We start from the raw sequence: 18,978 nt of genomic DNA, 5'->3' as shown, positions 1-18,978 counted from the left end.
CCCTCCCTCCTGCCGAGCCACCCCCTTGTGTGCGACCCGGCCCCCTGAGCGCTGCACGTACAGGGGGCGCTCGCACACAAGGGGGCCGCTCGGCACAGCGATCGGGGGGCAGAGCGAGGGAGTGCGGCGCTACGCGCGGCCGGGCTCGCGAGTCGCGCCGCGAGTGTCGAGCGCGAGCTCCTCGGCATCCATCGCGGCGATCAGTTCGCGCATCAGCTCTTCGTCGAGCTCGCCGGCATCGCGCTCCTTCAGCAGGATCTCGCGGCGCACCTGCAGCCAGCCCTTCGACAGCGCCACCAGGTCTTCGTACGACGGACGCGGCACGGCATCCTCGACCTCCTGCGCGGCATCCGTATCCTTCTCGACCCGGCTCATGCGCTTCGTGAACGCATCGAACACGCCGAGGTCGACGGGTCCGTACTTCGCTTCCCACTCCACGCGCTTCTCGGCGAGGAACGCCTTGCCGGCCTCACGGCTCTTCTCCTTGACGGCCTGCAGCGCCTTCGCATCCTGCGCATGATCCACGTCGCCCGCGATCCCGAGGCGGCGGATCAGCATCGGCAGCGTCAGCCCCTGCAGCAGCAGCGTGCCGACCGTCACCACGAAGGCGACGACCACGATCGCGTGCGACGACTTGTCGTCGAGCGTCGCGAGGTCGGCCGCGGCGAGCGCGATCGCCAGCGTGACGACGCCGCGCATCCCCGCCCAGGAGATCACGGCGCTGTCCTTCCACGTCAGCTGCAGCCCGGCCATCTGATCGCGAACGATGTGCGTGCGCAGCTCGTCGGCGGTGAACTGCCCGAAGCGCCGCGACCTGCCGTGCCGCTTCTCGAACTCTCCGCTCTCGACGCCGCGGTCCCAGCGCTGCAGCCGCTTGCGGTCCTGGAAGTTCGCCCACGCGCTGGTGGGATAGATGTAGAGCGGACGCACGACGAGCACGACCAGCAGCACCGCGAGGGAGAGCAGCAGGATCTGCTCGACCGACTCGCTGCCCAGGTCGCTCAGCACCCGCGGGAACTGCAGGCCGATGTAGGCGAAGACGAAGCTCTCGAGCAGCAGGTCGGCTGAGAGCCAGAGCGGCTTCTCCTGCTGACGCGTCGTGTAGTCGGTGCGTGGGGAGTTGTAGCCGACGTACAGCCCCATCGCGACGACGGCGATCACGCCGGAGCCCAGCAGGTGCTCGGCGATCGCGTATGCGCCGAACGGTGCGAGCAGACCGAAGGTGCCGATCACCACCGGGTCGGTGACGCGCATCCGGAGCTGGTGCAGCACGATGCCGAACACGAGACCGATCACGACGCCGATCACGACCGCGAGCAGGAACTGCCACACGCCGTCCCAGACCGTGAGCGTCGCGCCGGCCAGGATCGCGGCGAACACCCGGTACAGCGTGAGCGAGGTGGCGTCGTTGATCAGGCTCTCGCCCGAGAGCACGGTCATGATGCGCCGGGGCAGCCCGAGCCTGCGTCCGATCGCCGCGGCTGACACGGCATCCGGCGGCGCGACGATCGCACCGAGCAGCAGGGCGCCCGGCAGGGTCAGCGACGGCATGATCAACCAGGCGGTGAAGCCGACCGCGAGCGCCGTGAGCAGCACGAGCCAGATGCCCAGGCGACGGATCTGCGGCAGACTGCGCTTGAAGCCGACGAACGACACATCGAGTGCGGCCGAGTACAGCAGCGGCGGCAGCACGAGGCTGAGCAGCACATGGCCGTCGATGTCGAGATCGGGCACGAACGGCAGGAAGGATGCCGCGAGCGCGACGACCGTCACCAGCAGCGGTGCCGGCCAGCCTCGCCAGCGCGCGAACGCGGCGACGGCGACGGCTCCGACGAGGACGTAGAAGATGCCTGCTTCCATGCCCCAACGGTAGCGGGGGAATGTCCGGCCACGTGTCCGCGTTGCCATCAGGGATGTCTGAAACAGCACTCTCCGTCCTCGACCTCGTCCCGGTGCGAACCGGCCAGACCAGCGCCGAGGCGATCGCCTCCTCCCTGTCGCTCGCCGAGACCGCTGATCGGCTGGGCTACCGCCGCTACTGGTTCGCCGAGCACCACAACATGCCGGCCGTCGCATCGACCACTCCCCCGGTGCTGATCGCCGCTGCGGCGACCCGCACCGGACGGATCCGTCTGGGCTCGGGCGGCGTGATGCTGCCGAACCACGCGCCGCTCATCGTCGCGGAGCAGTTCGCCGCACTCGAGGCCATCGCGCCAGGACGCATCGACCTCGGTCTCGGACGCGCGCCGGGCAGCGACCCGGTGATCACGCAGCTGCTGCGGCAGGCCGGTACGACCAGCGATGTCGAGCAGTTCCCCCGTCACGTGCAGGACATCACCGCGCTCATCTCCGGCGAGGGCGCGACCGTGCGCTTCACCTCCGGCGGCGAATACACCGTGCATGCCACTCCGGCGGCGACCGGCGCACCCGAGGTCTGGCTGCTCGGCTCGAGCGACTATTCGGCGCAGCTCGCGGCATCCCACGGCCTGCCCTACGTCTTCGCGAACCACTTCTCCGGCCAGGGCGTGGAGCGCGCGCTCGATCTCTACCGCTCCGGCTACCAGCCGAACGAGGAGCACCCCGAGCCGCGCACCTTCCTCACCGTGAACGCGGTTGCCTCGCCGACCGTGGAAGAGGCAGAGGCTCGTGCGCTGCCGCAGCTGCGCATGATGTCGCGACTACGTCTGAACAAGCCGCTCACCGCCCTCGAGACGGTGGAACAGGCGATCGCCGCGACCGCTACCGAGGCGGATGCCGCCACCGAGCAGGTCGTGCAGGGCGCGCGCTCCCGGTGGTTCGTCGGCACTGGCGAGTCCGTCGCCGCCGAGGTCCGCGAGTTCGCCACCCGCTTCGGCGTCGACGAGGTCATGCTCTCCCCGGTCGCCGGGTACTACGACTCGGAGGAGATGGCGTCGGCATCCGCCCGTTCCCAGACCCTGGAGCTGGTGGCCGCGGCGCTCTGACGCGCGCTGCTCTCCCCGCGCCACACACCGCTGTCAAGGCCTGGTCACGCGCGTGCGGCGGGCGTAGCCTCGGGCGCAGAGAGGAGTTCGACGATGAGCACCACCACCGATACCACCACCAAGACACTCGCACTCTGGGTCGCGTATGGCACGAACGGCGTGGTCGGCAGCATCCGCCACGTGGACGACGGATACCGGGTCACGATGGCAGGAGCGGATGCCGCCACCGGCACGTATCCGAGCCTCGCATCAGCGAAGGGCGCACTGCACTCGCACATGACGCCCGGCAGCGCCTGGCCGATGTTCCAGGAGCACTGAGCCCGCGGAGACGGCTCGCGGCTACTCGGTCGGTTCGCCGCTGAGGATGCCGCGCAGCCAGTCCCGCGCCTCGACGAAGATGTCGTCGGCGTAGCGCTCGGGGTAGTGCACGATCTGGCGGTCGGCCCGAGGGTACGACCCCAGGAACACGACCCGTGGGCTGAAGCGTCGGATGCCGAGCAGGGCATCAGCCATCCGCTCGTGCTCGATGTGCCCATCGGCGTCGAGCACGAAGCGATACCGGCCGAGCTCGTCGCCGATCGGACGTGACTGGATGAGCGAGAGGTTGATGCCGCGGGTCGAGAACTGCTCGAGCATCTCGAGGAGCGAACCGGGATGATCGTTCGGCAGCTCGACGATCAGCGAGGTCTTGTCTGCACCCGTGGGAGCCGGCGCGGTTGTCGTGCGCGTGACGAGCACGAAGCGGGTCACGGCCTGGGCGTTGTCTCCGATGTCCTCCGCCAGCACGTCGACGTCGAGGTGCTTCACGACGCCGGGAGCGGCGATCGCGGCCTGCGCCGGGAGCGTGCCGTCGAGCACGCCGATGGCCGAGGCGACGTTGCTGGATGCCGGCACATGCGAGTGCGCCGGGATGTTCGCGCCGAGCCAGCCGTGGCACTGCGCATAGGCGACCGGGTGCGCGGCGATGACCGTCACCTCGTCGAGGGTCGTGCCGCGCGGTGCGACGAGCACGAAGTTCACGCGCACCAGGTACTCGCCGATGATGCGGAGACCGGGCAGTGTCGCCAGCGCATCCTGCGTCGTGGAGACGCCGCCCTCGATCGAGTTCTCGATCGCGATCATCGCGGCGTCGCTGCGGCCTTCCAGCACGTCGGCGAGGGCTTCGCCGACGTTGTGCACCGGCCGCCAGTTCTGGCCGCGAGCTTCAGCGACCTGCTCGAGCGCGGCCTCCGTGAAGGTGCCGGCTGGTCCGAGATAGCTGTAGGTGCGGCGTTCAGTCACGCGTTTCACCTTAGCCCTCCCGTCGAACACGGGAATCGAAGTTTCGCCTCAGGCGCGATCGGGGGCAGACTGTCTGCATGACGAGCCGTGCCGGCCTCCCCGCGGAGGACACTGACCTCATCGATGTCGACGAGTTGATCGCCGCCTACTACGACCGCATCCCCCGCCCGGATGTCGCCGCCGAGCGCGTCGCCTTCGGCACCAGCGGGCACCGCGGATCGTCGCTGTCGGGCAGCTTCAACGAGAACCACATCCTCGCCACCACGCAGGCGATCGTCGACTACCGCGCTGCGCAGGGCATCACCGGTCCGCTGTTCCTCGGTCGCGACACCCACGCCCTCTCGCTGCCCGCCGAGCGCAGCGCGATCGAGGTGCTGCTCGCGAACGGCGTCGACGTCAGAGTCGACTCCCGCGACTCCTGGGTTCCGACGCCGGCGCTCAGTCACGCGATCCTCACCTACAACCGTTCCCTTCCGCAGGCTCAGGGAGGGGCAGAGGGGAACGCCGGCCGGGCTGACGGCATCGTGGTCACACCCTCGCACAACCCGCCGCGCGACGGCGGCTTCAAGTACAACCCGCCGCACGGTGGACCGGCTGACACCGACGCCACCGGCTGGATCGCCGACCGCGCGAATGAGCTGATCGCCAACGGCCTCGAGGGCGTCAAGCGCGAGCGCTTCGCCGATGTCGACTGGGATGCGATCACCGGCTACGACTTCCGTGACGCCTACGTGCGCGACCTCCCGTCGATCATCGACATCGACGCGATCCGCCGTGCGGGCGTGCGGATCGGCGCCGACCCCCTCGGCGGAGCATCCGTGGAGTACTGGGCGCTCATCAAGGAGATGCACGACCTGGAGCTGACGGTCGTGAACCCCGAGGTCGATCCGACCTGGCGCTTCATGACGCTCGACTGGGACGAGAAGATCCGGATGGATCCGTCGTCCCCCTCGGCGATGGCCTCGCTGGTCGCGAAGAAGGGCGACTACGACGTCCTCACCGGCAACGACGCGGACGCCGATCGCCACGGCATCGTCACCCCCGACGCGGGTCTGATGAACCCGAACCACTACCTCGCCGTCGCGATCGACTACCTGTTCTCGCACCGCTCCGAGTGGCCGCGCGACGCCGCGATCGGCAAGACGCTCGTCTCGTCGATGATCATCGATCGCGTGGCCGAGTCGCTCGGACGCCGCCTGCTCGAGGTGCCGGTCGGGTTCAAGTGGTTCGTGCCGGGTCTGCTCGACGGCTCTGTCGCGTTCGGCGGCGAGGAGTCCGCCGGCGCCTCGTTCCTGCGCAGGGACGGCAGCGTCTGGTCGACCGACAAGGACGGCATCCTGCTGTGCCTGCTCGCCGCTGAGATCATCGCCGTGACGGGCAAGACGCCGTCGGAGCGGTATGCGGAGCTCGAAGCCGCCTTCGGTTCATCGGCATATCAGCGGGTGGATGCCCCGGCGACCCCCGAGCAGAAGGCCACGCTGGGCAAGCTGGCGCCGGAATCGGTGTCGGCGACGACGCTCGCCGGCGAGCCCATCACCGCCAAGCTCTCGCACGCGCCGGGCAACGGTGCCGCGATCGGCGGTCTGAAGGTGCAGACCGAGCACGCGTGGTTCGCCGCTCGTCCGTCGGGCACGGAGGACGTCTACAAGCTGTACGCCGAGAGCCTGCGCGGCCCCGAGCATCTCGCCGAGGTGCAGGCCGAGGCCCGCGCCGTGGTGTCGGCGGCGCTCGGCGCCTGAGCCTGCTGGGCGCGGGTCAGTTCGCGCGTGCCAGCGCCGCTCCGGCGGCGACGAGCCACCTGGCAGGATCAGCGATCGCGGCATCCGATGACCCGGCGAGATCGGTGAGCGATGCGGATGCTGCGAACAGCGCCGTGTCGGCATCCGGCGTGATGCGACCGGCGGCGAGCATCGCACGCGCCCCGGCGGCCGCGGCGAGCGAGGCGAGGAACGAGGGGACCTTGCCGTCTCCCGACTGGCCGTCGTAGGACCCCTCACCCGTGATCACGACGTCGGCATCGGCGATCGCCGCTGCGAGACCGATGAGTTCGGCGACCTCTGCCGCACCCGGCGCGAGCACCCCACCCCAGACCACGAGCGCTGCACCGGTGCCGCCGGCCGCGCCGCTGCCAGGCAGCGTCGCATCGATGTCGAGGAGGCCGGCGAGTCGCCCGAGGCCCTGGTCGACGTCGGCGATGTCCGCCGCGGCGACGAGCCCCTTCTGCGGCCCGAACACCGCTGCTGCGCCGCGCGGACCGGTCAGCGGATTCGTCACATCGGTGAGCACCCGCACCTCAGGCGCCGCGCGCAGACCCGTGAGATCCACCGAGACGATGCCCGCCAGGCCACGAGCTCCGCGCGCCACCGGTTCGCCGGATGCATCGAGGAACCGCGCGCCGAGCGCCGACAGCATCCCGGTGCCGCCATCGGTCGACGCACTCGACCCGATCCCGACGACCAGCCTCGACACGTCATGATCGAGGGCCGCCGCGATGGCCTGGCCGAATCCGGTCGTGTCGGCATCCCACGGGCGCAACTCGTCGAGCAGCTCGATGCCGGAGGTGGAGCCGAGGTCGACGACGGCCGTGCCGCGAGGAGCATCCGCAGTGGCGGGCAGCAGCAACCACGAGGTCTCGATGCGGGCGCCGGCCGGACCGTCGACCGTGACCGGCATCGCCGTCGCGCCGGGCACGGCAGCAGCGAACGCCGCCACGGTTCCCTCGCCGCCGTCGGCCATCGGCCGGTGCACGAACTCCGCATCCGGGTCGATCGAGCGCCAGCCCTCGGCCAGGGCCGCCGCTGCATCCGCCGCCGTGATCGTGCCCTTGAAGCTGTCGGGTGCCAGCACGACCCTGGTCATCCCTCGGCTTCTGTCATTGCTCGGGCGACATCGACGCGGTCATGCCCCAGAGCCTACTCAGGCCCATGGTCACGCTGCAGCCCGCCGAACAGGTCAGGGTCAGCGGCGGGCGCTGCTGGCCCGCTCGATCAGCATGGTGGGGATGACGGATGCCGACGCGTCCGCGCCGTCCGCACCCTCGATCTCCGCCACCAGCGCGCCGACGGCTCGGTGCGCGAGGGCCGTGAAGTCCTGCCGGATCGTCGTCAACGGCGGACGATAGTTCGCGGCATCCGGCACATCGTCGAAGCCGATCACGCTGACATCCTCCGGGACGCGGCGGCCGGCCTCCGACAGCGCACGCAGCAGCCCGAGCGCCATCTGGTCGTTGGCGCAGAAGACGGCGGATGCAGAGGACAGCACCGCTCCTGCGGCGAACCCGGCGTCCGCACTCCAGTCGCCGCGCACGACCTCTGGGGCCTCGATGCCGGCGGCTGCGAGGGCTTCACGCCAGCCGTCTTCGCGTTCGATCGCGGCGAACGAGTCGGCCGGCCCGGCGAGGTGGTGCACCGTGTCGTGGCCGAGTCCGAGCAGGTGCGCGGTGGCGGCGGCCGCACCACCTCGGTGGTCGCTGTGCACGGCGACGACCCCGGCATCCGTCGGCGCATCGACCACGACCAGGCGGAGCCCGGCCGGACGCTCTGCGGCAGACACCTGCGCCGAGGCCTCGTTCAGCACGATCGCGCCGTCGACCTCCTGTTCGGCGAGGCGCTCGAACGCGTCGGCCACGCCGGATGCGGCCGTGACGAGCGTGAGGGCGTAGCCGCGTTCGGCCGCCGCTTCGGCAGTGGCCTGCAGCATGCGGGAGTTGCCGACCGTGGCGAGGGTCGTGACGACCAGTCCGATGGTCTGCGACCGCCCGGTGCGCAGCGCGCGCGCCGCTCGATTCGGCCGGTAGCCGAGCTCGGCCATCGCGCGCTCGACGCGTTCACGCGTGGCCGGGTCGACGCGAGGACTGTCGTTCACGACGCGTGACACCGTCTGCCCTGAGACGCCGGCGATGGCGGCGACCGCGGCCATCGAGATGCGGCCGTTCGCTGGACGTCCGCGACGCGGATCGGGTGACGTGGGAGACGACTCCTGGGGCACCGGCATCCTCCGTTCGCCGTCTGGGGCATGCAAAATTCAGCAATGTTGACGTTATCACGGCGGTGTGCGTACCATGTTGACGTGAACACGCCTGAATCTCCTGAGTTGCGCACCGAAGCCCTCAGCGCCGGCATCGTCAAGCGCTCGACCGTCCTCGCCGACGGCCGCGACATCATCTACTACGACGACCCGGACACCACGCTCGGCCCCGACCGTGCCGTCGACGCCCGCACGCTCGACCCCCGCCCCGAGACCGCATCGATGCGACTCGACGTGCTCACCGGCGACTGGATCACGGTCGCCGCGAACCGGCAGAACCGCGTCATGATGCCCGGCGCAGACGCTGATCCGCTCGCCCCGCAGACGCCGACGAACCCATCGGAGGTGCCGTCGACCTACGACGTCGCCGTGTTCGAGAACCGCTCCCCCGCGTTCGGCCCCGCCCTCGCCGAGGCGCTCGGCACCGCGCCGGCGGCATCCAATCCCCCGCGCGGTCTCGACGACCTCGGCGCCCTCGGACTCGGACGCAGCCGCACCTCGGTCGGCCGCTGCGAGGTCGTGTGCTTCAGCCCAGAGCATTCCGGCTCGTTCGGCACCCAGTCGGTGGTTCGCGCGCGCACCGTGATCGAAGCATGGGCAGACCGCACCGCCGCACTGTCGCAGCTGCCAGGCGTCGAGCAGGTGTTCCCCTTCGAGAACCGCGGCGAGGCGATCGGCGTGACACTGCCGCATCCGCACGGCCAGCTCTACGCCTACCCCTACGTGACCCCGCGCACGACCCGGCTGCTCGACTCGATCGACCGCACGGCGCCCGACCTGTTCCAGCGTGTCCTCGAATTCGAGCAGGCGTCGGAGCGCGTCGTGTTCCGCGGCGAGCACTGGACGGCCTTCGTGCCGTTCGCTGCGCGCTGGCCGCTCGAGGTGCACCTGATGCCGCACCGCCACGTGCCCGACTTCGCCGCGACGAGCGAGGCCGAGCGCGACGAGCTCGCACCGCTCTACCTGCGACTGCTCCGCGGGGTCGACGCCCTCTACGACACCCCGACGCCGTACATCGCCGCATGGCACCAGGCTCCCGTGCACGTGGGTCGCGACACCGTTCGTCTGCACCTGCAGCTCACGAGCCCCCGACGCGCAGCCGACAAGCTCAAGTTCCTCGCCGGCTCCGAAGCCGCGATGTGGGCCTGGGCGGCCGAGGTCCCCCCGGAGCTGGGCGCAGCACGCATCCGCGAGGCGATCGCCCGCACCGACACTGATGGGGCCGAGAGCCCGTCGAAGGGTCCGGAGGCCCAGGCATGACCGAACAGCACACACAGACCACCGCCCAGCGCGACGCCGTCGCCCTCTTCGAGACCCTCACCGGGCACGCCCCCGACGGACTCTGGTCGGCGCCTGGCAGGGTGAACCTGATCGGCGAGCACACGGACTACAACGAGGGCTTCGTGCTGCCGTTCGCGATCCCGCACCGCACGGTCGCCGTCGTCGGCCGCCGCGACGACGGCCGCATCAGGGTGGCCTCGACGTTCGCGCCCGACGCGGTCGAGGTCGGCGTCGACGAGCTCGACTCGCTGTTCCCGGCCCTTCGACAGGCTCAGGGACCCAAGGCGGGGGCTGAGGGAACCGGGACCGGGGCGGAGGCGCAGGCCGAGGCGGAGGCTCAGGGACCCACGGCGGAGGCTCAGAAGCCGACCGTGCCGGAGTGGGCCGCGTACCCGCTCGGCGTCGCCTGGGCGCTGCAGCAGGCCGGCGCGACCGCATCCGGGGTCGACATCGCGATCGCCTCCGACGTGCCGGTCGGCGCGGGGCTCTCCTCGTCCGCCGCGATCGAGGGTGCGGCGGCATCCGCCCTGAACGACATCTGGGGTGCTGGTCTCGACCGGGTCGCCCTGGCCCGCATCGGCCGCCGTGCCGAGAACGAGGCGGTCGGCGCTCCCACCGGCATCATGGACCAGATGGCATCGATGCTCGGCGAGCCGGATGCGGCGATCTTCCTCGACTGCCGCTCGCTCGAGGCGCTGCCGGTCGTGGTCGGCGCCGCGCCGGCCGGTCTCGCCATCCTCGTGATGGACACACAGGTGCAGCATGCGCACTCCACCGGCGGCTACCGTGAGCGTCGGGAATCGTGCGAACGCGGTGCCGCCGTCATGGGCGTGCCGAGTCTGCGCGACGTCTCGGTCACCGACCTCGGCCGCGCCGAGGAGCTCATGGACGACGTCACGTTCCGCCGGGTGCGGCACATCGTCACCGAGAATCAGCGCGTGCTCGACACCGTACGGGTGCTGCGGGAGCAGGGCGCCCGTGGCATCGGCGATCTGCTGGTGGCGTCGCACGCGTCGATGCGCGACGACTTCGAGATCTCGGTGCCCGAGCTCGACACCGCCGTCGAGGCGGCGCTCGCAGCGGGCGCGATCGGCGCTCGGATGACGGGCGGCGGCTTCGGCGGCGCGGCCATCGCGCTGATCGAGGAGGACTCGGTGGATGCGGTGTCGGATGCCGTCGCCACCGCCTTCGCCGAGCGCGGCTTCGCGGCCCCGCATCTGTTCACGGTCGTGCCATCGGCCGGCGCACAGCGCGACGCCTGAGAGAATGGACCGGTCCGCGCCCGAGCGCGGCAGGAGAGGAACGCAATGTCCTGGATCGTCACCGGCGGCGCCGGCTACATCGGTGCCCACGTCGTCCGCGCGCTCGCGGATGCCGGGCTCACCCCGGTCGTCCTCGATGACCTCTCCAGCGGCGTCTCGTCGTTCGTTCCCGAGGGCGTGGCCTTCGTGCAGGGCAGCATCCTCGACCGCGAGCTGGTCGAGCAGACGCTCCGTGACCACGACGCGGAGGGCGTGATCCACGTCGCCGGCTACAAGTACGCCGGCGTCTCCGTGCAGCGTCCGCTGCACACCTACGCGCAGAACGTCGAGGGCACCCGCGTGATCCTCGAGGCGATGGAGGCAGCCGGGGTCACGAACATCGTGTTCTCCTCATCCGCTGCCGTGTTCGGCACGCCGGACGTCGCGCTGGTCGTGGAAGAGACCGCGAAGAAGCCAGCGAGCCCGTACGGCGAGTCCAAGCTGATCGGCGAGTGGCTGCTGCGCGACCAGGCGATCGCGACGGCCGACTCCGCTGCGCCGCTGCGCCACACCTCGCTGCGCTACTTCAACGTCGTCGGCTCAGCAGACCCGACCGTGTACGACGTCAGCCCGCACAACCTGTTCCCGATCGTGTTCGAGGCGCTGATCGCGGGCAGGACCCCGAAGATCTTCGGCGACGACTACGCGACGGAGGACGGCACGAACGTGCGCGACTACGTGCACGTCGGCGACATCGCGGCAGCGCACGTGGCCGCAGCGAAGCGTCTGTCGGCCGGCGAGCCGATCGAGGCGGCGTACAACCTCGGCTCCGGCGACGGCCTGAGCGTGAAGCAGATCATGGACGCGGTCGCCCGCGTGACCGGCATCGACTTCACGCCCGAGATCGGCCCGCGTCGTCCCGGCGACCCCGACCGCATCGTGGCGACCGGCGAACTCGCGGCCCGCGACCTCGACTGGACGATGCGGTACACCGTGGACGAGATGGTTCGCACGGGCTGGGAGGCTCGGCGCAACGCCGGCTGACCTCAGAGGTCGCGTGCCCTGATCGGGTAGAGCCAGAAGCACAGCCAGGCGAGCGCGGTGAAGCCCAGCGGGATCACGGCGAGCATCAGGCGGATGCCGCCGTCGACGGTCTCCGGCTGCGCATCCTCGAGCGCGGCATCGAAGCCGGATGCCGTGAGCACCACCGCGGCGACGATCGCCTGGAGCACCACCGAACCGCGCACCACGAAGCCGTTCACGCCGAAGTAGGCCCCCTCGCGACGGTGGCCGGTGCGGACGGCATCGTCGTCGATGATCTGCGCGAGCATCACCTCGAGCAGCTGCAGCAGACCGCCGACGCCGACACCCACACCGACCCCCACCAGCGCGGCACCGAGCACGCTCGACGGGATCAGGTAGCCGAGCACGGCGATGCCGAACACGCCGACGCTCCACAGCACGGCGGTGCGGGGACTGGTGCGGCGCACGACGGCGCTCCACAGCAGGATCGAGGGGATCGCGGTGACGAAGATCGCAGCGAGCAGCACGCTGCTCTCACCCTCGGCGGCATGCAGCGAGTACCGCACGTAGAACGGGACCGACGCGAGGATCACCGCGACCGACGTCTGGACGAACAGCGACCCGAGCACGTACGGCACGAAGGCCCGGTTCGCGAAGGTGTAGGTGAGCTGGTCGCGGAATCGCATGGCCTCGGATGCCGCTTCCGGTGCCTCTTCGGGCACACGCCGCTCGATCATGCCGCCGAAGAACGACCACACCAGCAGCGCCAGGCACACCGCCGACAGCACGAGCGCCATCCCGGCCCATCCGATCGAGTCGTACAGTGCCGGCGCGCCCGCGGTGCCGAGCACCATGCCGAGGATCGCGAAGATCTGCCGCGGCACGTTGCCGCGCGAGCGCTCTGCGGTGGTGCGGAAGATCTCGGGGAACAGGGCGGAGATGTTCAGCACGACCACGACGAAGGCGATGTCGTAGACCGCGACCACGATGAGGAACCAGGCGATGAGCCCGCCGACCGGCAGCGCCGGTGGCATCCAGATCATCGCGAATGCCACGACGAGCGGCACGATGCCGATCCCGATCCACGGGATGCGTCGGCCCCACGGCGTGCGGATGCGGTCGGACAGCGCACCGACGACCGGGTTCATCAGCGCGTTCACGATGCCGTGCGCGATCATCGCGACCGCCACCCAGCCGGCCGGGACCGCGAGATGCGAGACGTAGAAGTAGACGATGAAGGCCGAGAACGTCTGCGCCATCAGCTGGGTCGGGAACCCGGATGCTCCGAACGCGATGGACTGCTGTCGGGTCGGCGCCGCGTCGAGGCGGCGGTCGCGGAGGCGCGTCGTGAGCGAGGTCACCTGGAGCCGCCCCGCTGCAGATCGCGGAGGTCGCGCCAGCCGATGCGCACCAGCCCCTCATCCTCGATCGCCTGCCGCACGACCGGGTCGGCGAGCAGTCGCAGCTCGTACCCGCGTTTGGCGGAGCCGTAGTCGACGGCGGCCTGCAGCTCGTCCCCGTCGACCATCGGATGCAGGTAGATCTCGGTGACCCCGGCCGGCACCGCGCGCAGCAGGGCGACGAATCCGTCGCGCACCTGCTCGTAGGTCTCCTCGTCGGGGGTTCCCTCGCCGACCAGCTCGAAGGGGTGCGACCAGAGTCGGTCGATGATCTCGACGCCGAGCGCTGCCGCCGCGGCCGATGCGCGCTCGAGGGTCGCCTGCATGGCCGGGTCGGTCCCGGCACCGTCCATGCGGCGGGGCAGCCGGAAGGGCAGACCGTGTCGGGCGGCGAGCGTGAAGACCTCGTCGAGGAAGTCGCGGCCGGTGGCCAGTCCGTAGACCGACCCCATGTGGTTGTCGAGGTGCGTCACGTCGACGCCCGCATCGAGCGCGGTCTGCAGTTGCGCGGCGAGTTCCGCAGCGACCTCGCCGGCGTCGGCGCGCTGCTCGACGGCGACGACGTCGATCGGGAAGTATCCGGCCGCGTCGACCAGGCTGCTCGCGCCACCGGTCAGCGGCCGCCAGCGGTAGCGGGACCATTCGCTCGTGAGCACGAGGTGCACGCCGACGTCGAGGTTCGTGCGACCGGCGGCGAAGGCGAGCGCCTCCGGCGACCAGGAGCACGGCACCATGACGGTGGTGGAGTCGATGTGCCCGGCATCCAGCAGCTCGATGATCGCGGTGTTCGCCGCGTGGCACATGCCGAAGTCATCGGCGTTGAGGATGATCGCCCTCGCGCCCGGGGCGAGCCCGAGGCGCTGGGTGAGATCGGAGGGTTCGGTGAGGTCGGAGGGTTCGGTCATCGTCGACTCCTGTCTGCGGGGTGGATGCTGCGCCGCGAAGCGCCGGTTCGGGCCGGCGCCCCGTTCATGTGGCGAGCACGCGGGTGAAGAGCATGGCGCGGAGAGCTGAGGCGGCTTCGCGCACAGCGCCGACGAGCGGCGCCTCGACGCCGAAGGAGGCGATGAGGAAGCGCACCGTGAGCAGTGGAGCGAACTCTTCAGCGACCCGCACCATCGCCTCGGCGAGCACGGGGTGAGCGGCGTCACCGCTGAGGATGAACGCTTCGGGGTCGAGCACGAGCGTCATGGTGCCGGCGATCAGCACCAGCCGTCTGGCGACCTCGGCGACGATCTGCAGGGCAGCCTCGTCACCTGCGGCCGCCGCCTCGAGGTGCACGCTGAGCGCGGCGCGCGGATCGCGATCGTGGGTCAGCGCCAGGTCGCTGACGACGACGTCGCTCACGACGGGAGCACCGATCGGGAGCGGACTCTGTGGCAGGTACATGACTTCGCCGGCGAGACCGGATGCGCCACGGTGCAGCGCACCGTCGATGACGATCCCGGCGCCGAGTCCGTCTTCGACCAGGAGCAGGAGCGCGAAGCTCGACAGCGATCCCGCTGTGCTCTCGGTGAGTTCGGCGAGGGCGGCGAGGTTGACGTCGTTCTCGATGCGCACGTCGCAGCCGAGGGTCGCGCTGAGCGCGGTGTGGAACTGCCCGCCATCGGGGCCCTCATCGTTGCGGATGCCGCCGTCGGGCGTCACTGCGCCCGGCACGGCGACCACCGCCATGTGCAGCGGACCCTTGGCTGCGCGACGGCATTCGTCGACGAGCCCTGCGATGCAGGCGACGCGGTCGTCGTTCGTCCTGAAGTCGCCATGCGCCTCGGCGCGGACGGAGCCCGTGGCGTCGACGAGCACGACGTGCGCCGCATGATGATCGACGTGGATCGCTGCCGCGTACCCGAGGTGCGGGTGCAGCGAGACGCGTCCGGCTGCCGGTCCTCGAGTGTCGCGGTCGACACCGGCGGGGACGACTGCACCCGCGGTCTCGAGCATCCGCAGCACCTGCGTGACCGCGGTTCGGGACAGCCCGGTCGCCGACATGAGCTCGGCGCGGGTGCGCGGACCGCTGCGTGCGAGCGCCTCGAGGATCGCGCGACCGTTCAGCGTGCGCAACAGCGTCTGTGGTCCTGCCAGCGGCCTGGTCATGAGTGTCGATCCCCCCGGGTCGGCCCCTAGCATGACACATCGGGTCGCACCAGCGTCCGGTCCGTCCGGAAGATGACGACGGCACACGGACGGCGGACTCTGGAATGGGGCTCTCCCGCTGCGCGCACACCGATACGTGGGTCGGTCAACCGAGGTGCGTGCGGTCGTCCGGTGAGCGCGGTCGTCCTCGGTGGGTGTGGTCATCCGGTCGGGCGTCAGCCGGTGAGTGCGTGCGTGAGGGCGGGTTGTGGGGTGCGCCATCGCCGGGCGGGGTCCCACCAGGCCGGTCCGCGGACCTGCGGGGTCCCGTTGCCCATGCGAATCTCCCACCCGCTCGTGTCGAGGGTGCGGTGATGATGCCAACACAACGCGACACCGTTATCCGTGTGGGTGGGTCCGCCTCTGGCGTGTTCGTGCACGTGGTGGATCTCGCACCACGACGCGCGCACGTGGCACCCGGGGATCAAGCATTCCTTGTCGCGGAGGGCGATCGCCCGCCGTTGGTGGGTGGTGAAGATGCGGTCGGTGGTCCCGATGCCGATGATGCGTCCTTCGGGGTCGAACAGCACCCGTTGGATCGTTCCCCCACACGCGGTGTGCCGGGCGGTGGCGACGGAGACGGGGGTGTCGACCCCGTCGACATACGCCCACCCGCGGCCGGTCGCATAGTCGTCCGCGGTGACGGACACGAGCAATGTCGGCGCCGCCCCACCGAGTTTCGGCGTCTCATCGTGTTTCGCGGCGATGCCGAGGATCGCCGCGAACGCATCATGCTGTTTCTGCGGCCGGGTGCGGGTGTCGACCATCCCGCCCGGATCAGCCGACGGCAACACGTCATCGTCGCCCCGCTCATCACTGGCCCGCACATACCCGCCACTGTCGGCATCAGCACCCGCACCCGCTGTGGTGGCATCGGCGGTGTCGCCGGATGGCACGAACCGCACCCCGGGCACCGGTGGCCCGTCGACTTTCGGGTTCAAGTACGCGTCGAACTGCCGTTGCAATGCTCCCGCGGTCTCGGGGAGCAGGTCACCGTGGATCGGGACCAGGCCATGCTTCGCTCGCCCGAACCGGATCCCCCGCCCACGCATCGCAAGCTCCTCCGCCGGCTCCGCCCCGTCGGGGTCGAGGTACGCCATGATCACCCGGGCATAGGTCCGCAGATCCTCCGGCGTCGCCGGCGGCCCGCCCTGCGCAGCCGCATCCGGATCAGCGGGAGCATCCTCCTCGTCGACTGCGACCATCCCCCGCGCAAGCGCCGCGAGCTGGGCATCCGCCCGCCACCGCAACTGCTCACTCACCCGCCGTTGCGCGGCATCCACCGGGCCCACCGCCGCCAACAACCCCGACACCCCGATCGTCCCGTCCAGCAGGGCCTCCCGCAACCTGGGCCACCGCGCCTGCTGCCATCCGCCCGATGACAGGTCCACCTCCCGGAACACCGACGACGCGGCCTTCACCACCCGCCCAGCCCCAGACGCGTCCACCCGCAACACCCGCTGCAACAACTCGCTCATCGTCCGACATCCGAACAGCCCACAGAACGCCGGATCCCCCGACCCCGAAGGCCTGGCGGGCACCGATGCGACCGTCTCCACGACCACCGCATCCACCCGCCGCTGCGCCGCACCAGCCAGCCGCAACACGCGCATCTTCGCCTCATCCGACAGGAGGCCGAACGCAGCCGCGGACAGCACCAGATCCAGGTCGGCGACGACCCGCTCCAAGGCTTCCTCAGTGCTGTTCATACCTCCGATTCAACCCGGGGCCACCGACATTCAGACCCTGAAAACCCCAGACCAAACCAATATTCCGGAATACGATCCACACCTCCGACCCACATCCGAAACCACCCTCGAAACCATCCCGAATCCCGCGCCGACCGACGCCCAGCGCCACCCGCCCACAACCGCCAATACAGTGAATCCATGCCGCAGCTCACTGTCAGAGAAGCCACCATCGCGGATGCCGAGGCCATCGCCGGCATCCATGTGCGCTCATGGCAGGCGGCGTACCGCGGACTCATCGACCAGGCATTCCTCGACGCCCTGTCGATCGCGGACCGCACGGCAGGCTGGCGCGGGATCTTCACGGATCCGCATCCGCTCACACTCGGAACGCTCGTCGGCGTCCGCGACGACACGATCCTCGGCTGGGTCTCGTTCGGCGCATCCAGAGACGAGGAGGAGGGCGGGACTGCCGACGGCGAGATATACGGCATCTACGCCGATCCACTGTTCTGGTCCACGGGAGTCGGCGCCGCCCTCCTCTCCGCGGCGGAACGACGGATGACCGACGCCGGACACGCCCGCGCGCGCCTCTGGGTCCTCGACGGCAACGACCGTGCCGACGGCTTCTACGCCCGCCACGGCTGGGCCGCGGACGGCGCGACCAAGGTCGAGGAGCGCCCCGGCCTCACGCTCGCCGAGCACCGCAGGATGAAGCTCCTCGCCCCCTGAACGGCCCTCACCGTCACCGGGCCTGAGGAGCATCGCGAGCGGCGCTCGATTTGACCCCACGCTGTACAGCGCTTAGATTACAGAACGGTAACGGCGGCATCTGGGGGATCGACTGCCGAACCCGCCCGCCTCCGGAAGGACCCCGTCACGAACTCCCTGCCCACCGAGCCCACTCAGGGGTCATCGGAACCTGCCACAGACGTCTCCGACTCGCAGCGCCCGCTCCTGCGCCGTGATCTCCGGCGCTCCGCGTCCGCGAATGCCGAGAGCTCCCGCACCGCGAACGCGACCGATACAGCCACGACCGATACACCCACATCGGACACAGCGGCTGCACCCGCAGCGGATGCACCGGCGCCCGCCCCGGATGCACCGGCGCCCGCCCCGGATGCACCCCAGCAGCCTCCGACGACGGCCCCACCCCGGCAGACTCCCCCAGCGACGCCCGCACCGACCTCACGAGCGCAGGTGCGCCGCGAGCAGCGGCACTGGGCGAAGGTCAAGACACTTGGGGCCACGCTCGCGATCGGCGTGATGCTCACCGGAGCAGCGTTCCCCGGCCTCAACCCGCTGGGCGATCAGACCGCGTCGGCCAACGCCGCAGCGGTCTCCACGACGGCAGACGGCGACGCGCAGTCCTTCACGGCGACGAATGAGATCCGCGCGGAGATCGCTCCCCGCGGAGCCTTCTCGGCGACGACGCCGGAGGAGATCAAGGAGACCCACTCGCGTGCTATCGCCGCGGCGGTGGCCGCCGGCATGCCGCTCGGCAGCGCGATCGAGATCCCGCTCGCCGATCGCATCGTGATGCCGATGGCAGACGGCACCTACTCGTTCACCGATGGCTTCGGCGCCTCGCGACCAGGGCGATCGCACCTCGGCCAGGACTTCGCCGCCCCCGTCGGCACGCCGATCAATGCGGCCATGAAGGGCTGCGTCTCACGGTCGACCGAGAGCTACCAGGGCTACGGCGTGACCATCCAGATCGAGAGCATCGTCGACGGCAAGGCCGTGAGCACCGTGTACTCGCACATGACCTACGGAAGTCGCGCGGTCGAGGTCGGAGACTGCGTCGAGGCCGGCCAGTACATCGGTGACGTCGGATCGACCGGATACGTGTTCGGCTCGTGCCTGCACTTCGAGGTGCACATCAACACGGTGGCCGTGGATCCCCGGCCCTGGCTCGCGAAGAACGTGACCTGACCCGGAT

General features: G+C 70.3%; 16 protein-coding genes. 8 read left to right on the top strand and 8 right to left on the bottom strand.

Features of this window, described 5'->3' with window-relative positions:
- Window positions 1-129 precede the first annotated feature (129 nt).
- A complete protein-coding gene (locus RS83_RS02445; protein ID WP_045277921.1) occupies window positions 130-1,860 on the bottom strand; it encodes a cation:proton antiporter in 1,731 nt (576 codons plus the stop codon).
- 53 nt (window positions 1,861-1,913) lie between these two features.
- Between RS83_RS02445 and RS83_RS02440 the strand changes: the two genes are divergently transcribed.
- Both RS83_RS02440 and RS83_RS02435 read left to right on the top strand, forming a co-directional pair.
- Window positions 1,914-2,963, top strand: a complete 1,050-nt coding sequence (locus RS83_RS02440; RefSeq protein WP_156153085.1) for an LLM class flavin-dependent oxidoreductase — start codon at window positions 1,914-1,916, stop codon at window positions 2,961-2,963.
- Window positions 2,964-3,056: 93 nt separating this feature from the next.
- Window positions 3,057-3,281 carry a hypothetical protein gene (locus RS83_RS02435; protein ID WP_045277919.1) on the top strand — a complete coding sequence of 75 codons (225 nt, stop codon included), beginning with the start codon at window positions 3,057-3,059 and terminating at the stop codon, window positions 3,279-3,281.
- A 21-nt stretch (window positions 3,282-3,302) separates the two neighbouring features.
- Here the strand turns inward: RS83_RS02435 and pheA are convergent, their stop codons facing one another.
- Window positions 3,303-4,253: a prephenate dehydratase gene (gene pheA / locus RS83_RS02430; protein WP_045277918.1), complete on the bottom strand. Its 951-nt coding sequence runs from the start codon at window positions 4,251-4,253 to the stop codon at window positions 3,303-3,305.
- Window positions 4,254-4,321: 68 nt separating this feature from the next.
- Here pheA and pgm point away from each other — a divergent pair, with 68 nt between their 5' ends.
- On the top strand, window positions 4,322-5,983 hold the full coding sequence (gene pgm, locus RS83_RS02425; protein WP_045277917.1) for a phosphoglucomutase (alpha-D-glucose-1,6-bisphosphate-dependent): 1,662 nt from the start codon (window positions 4,322-4,324) through the stop codon (window positions 5,981-5,983).
- 16 nt (window positions 5,984-5,999) lie between these two features.
- Here the strand turns inward: pgm and RS83_RS02420 are convergent, their stop codons facing one another.
- Both RS83_RS02420 and RS83_RS02415 read right to left on the bottom strand, forming a co-directional pair.
- The gene (locus tag RS83_RS02420; RefSeq protein ID WP_045277916.1) at window positions 6,000-7,103 is read right to left on the bottom strand and encodes a glycerate kinase; all 1,104 of its coding nucleotides are present in this window, start codon (window positions 7,101-7,103) and stop codon (window positions 6,000-6,002) included.
- 99 nt (window positions 7,104-7,202) lie between these two features.
- Window positions 7,203-8,162, bottom strand: a complete 960-nt coding sequence (locus tag RS83_RS02415; protein WP_045277931.1) for a LacI family DNA-binding transcriptional regulator — start codon at window positions 8,160-8,162, stop codon at window positions 7,203-7,205.
- Between the two features lie 150 nt (window positions 8,163-8,312).
- Here RS83_RS02415 and galT point away from each other — a divergent pair, with 150 nt between their 5' ends.
- Genes galT through galE form a run of 3 tightly spaced genes read left to right on the top strand, consistent with a single transcriptional unit; the run spans window position 8,313 to window position 11,836 of the window.
- A complete protein-coding gene (gene galT, locus RS83_RS02410; protein WP_045277915.1) occupies window positions 8,313-9,530 on the top strand; it encodes a galactose-1-phosphate uridylyltransferase in 1,218 nt (405 codons plus the stop codon).
- Window positions 9,527-10,813, top strand: coding sequence for a galactokinase (galK, locus tag RS83_RS02405; protein WP_045277914.1), 1,287 nt, complete (start codon window positions 9,527-9,529; stop codon window positions 10,811-10,813). Before galT ends, galK begins: the two co-directional genes overlap by 4 nt.
- Before the next feature lie 45 nt (window positions 10,814-10,858).
- Window positions 10,859-11,836 (top strand): UDP-glucose 4-epimerase GalE, encoded by a 978-nt coding sequence (galE, locus tag RS83_RS02400; RefSeq protein ID WP_045277913.1) that lies wholly within the window; start codon window positions 10,859-10,861, stop codon window positions 11,834-11,836.
- A gap of 2 nt (window positions 11,837-11,838) precedes the next feature.
- Here the strand turns inward: galE and RS83_RS02395 are convergent, their stop codons facing one another.
- The 4 genes from RS83_RS02395 to RS83_RS02380 all read right to left on the bottom strand — a co-directional run bounded on the left by RS83_RS02395 (window position 11,839) and on the right by RS83_RS02380 (window position 17,057).
- Entirely contained in the window at window positions 11,839-13,176 is a 1,338-nt protein-coding gene (locus tag RS83_RS02395; RefSeq protein WP_045277912.1) for an MFS transporter, read from the bottom strand.
- Window positions 13,173-14,120, bottom strand: a complete 948-nt coding sequence (locus tag RS83_RS02390; protein WP_045277911.1) for a polysaccharide deacetylase family protein — start codon at window positions 14,118-14,120, stop codon at window positions 13,173-13,175. Before RS83_RS02390 ends, RS83_RS02395 begins: the two co-directional genes overlap by 4 nt.
- 64 nt (window positions 14,121-14,184) lie before the next feature.
- Window positions 14,185-15,309: an ROK family transcriptional regulator gene (locus RS83_RS02385; protein WP_045277910.1), complete on the bottom strand. Its 1,125-nt coding sequence runs from the start codon at window positions 15,307-15,309 to the stop codon at window positions 14,185-14,187.
- A 215-nt stretch (window positions 15,310-15,524) separates the two neighbouring features.
- Window positions 15,525-17,057 carry an HNH endonuclease signature motif containing protein gene (locus tag RS83_RS02380; RefSeq protein WP_045277909.1) on the bottom strand — a complete coding sequence of 511 codons (1,533 nt, stop codon included), beginning with the start codon at window positions 17,055-17,057 and terminating at the stop codon, window positions 15,525-15,527.
- Window positions 17,058-17,237: 180 nt separating this feature from the next.
- Here RS83_RS02380 and RS83_RS02375 point away from each other — a divergent pair, with 180 nt between their 5' ends.
- Both RS83_RS02375 and RS83_RS02370 read left to right on the top strand, forming a co-directional pair.
- Window positions 17,238-17,768 carry a GNAT family N-acetyltransferase gene (locus tag RS83_RS02375; RefSeq protein ID WP_045277908.1) on the top strand — a complete coding sequence of 177 codons (531 nt, stop codon included), beginning with the start codon at window positions 17,238-17,240 and terminating at the stop codon, window positions 17,766-17,768.
- A 468-nt stretch (window positions 17,769-18,236) separates the two neighbouring features.
- Window positions 18,237-18,971: a M23 family metallopeptidase gene (locus RS83_RS02370; protein ID WP_045277907.1), complete on the top strand. Its 735-nt coding sequence runs from the start codon at window positions 18,237-18,239 to the stop codon at window positions 18,969-18,971.
- Window positions 18,972-18,978 lie beyond the last annotated feature (7 nt).

This window comes from Microbacterium oxydans (assembly GCF_000956525.1).
Taxonomy (GTDB): domain Bacteria; phylum Actinomycetota; class Actinomycetes; order Actinomycetales; family Microbacteriaceae; genus Microbacterium; species Microbacterium oxydans_A.
This window is presented reverse-complemented; position numbering and strand designations above follow the sequence as displayed.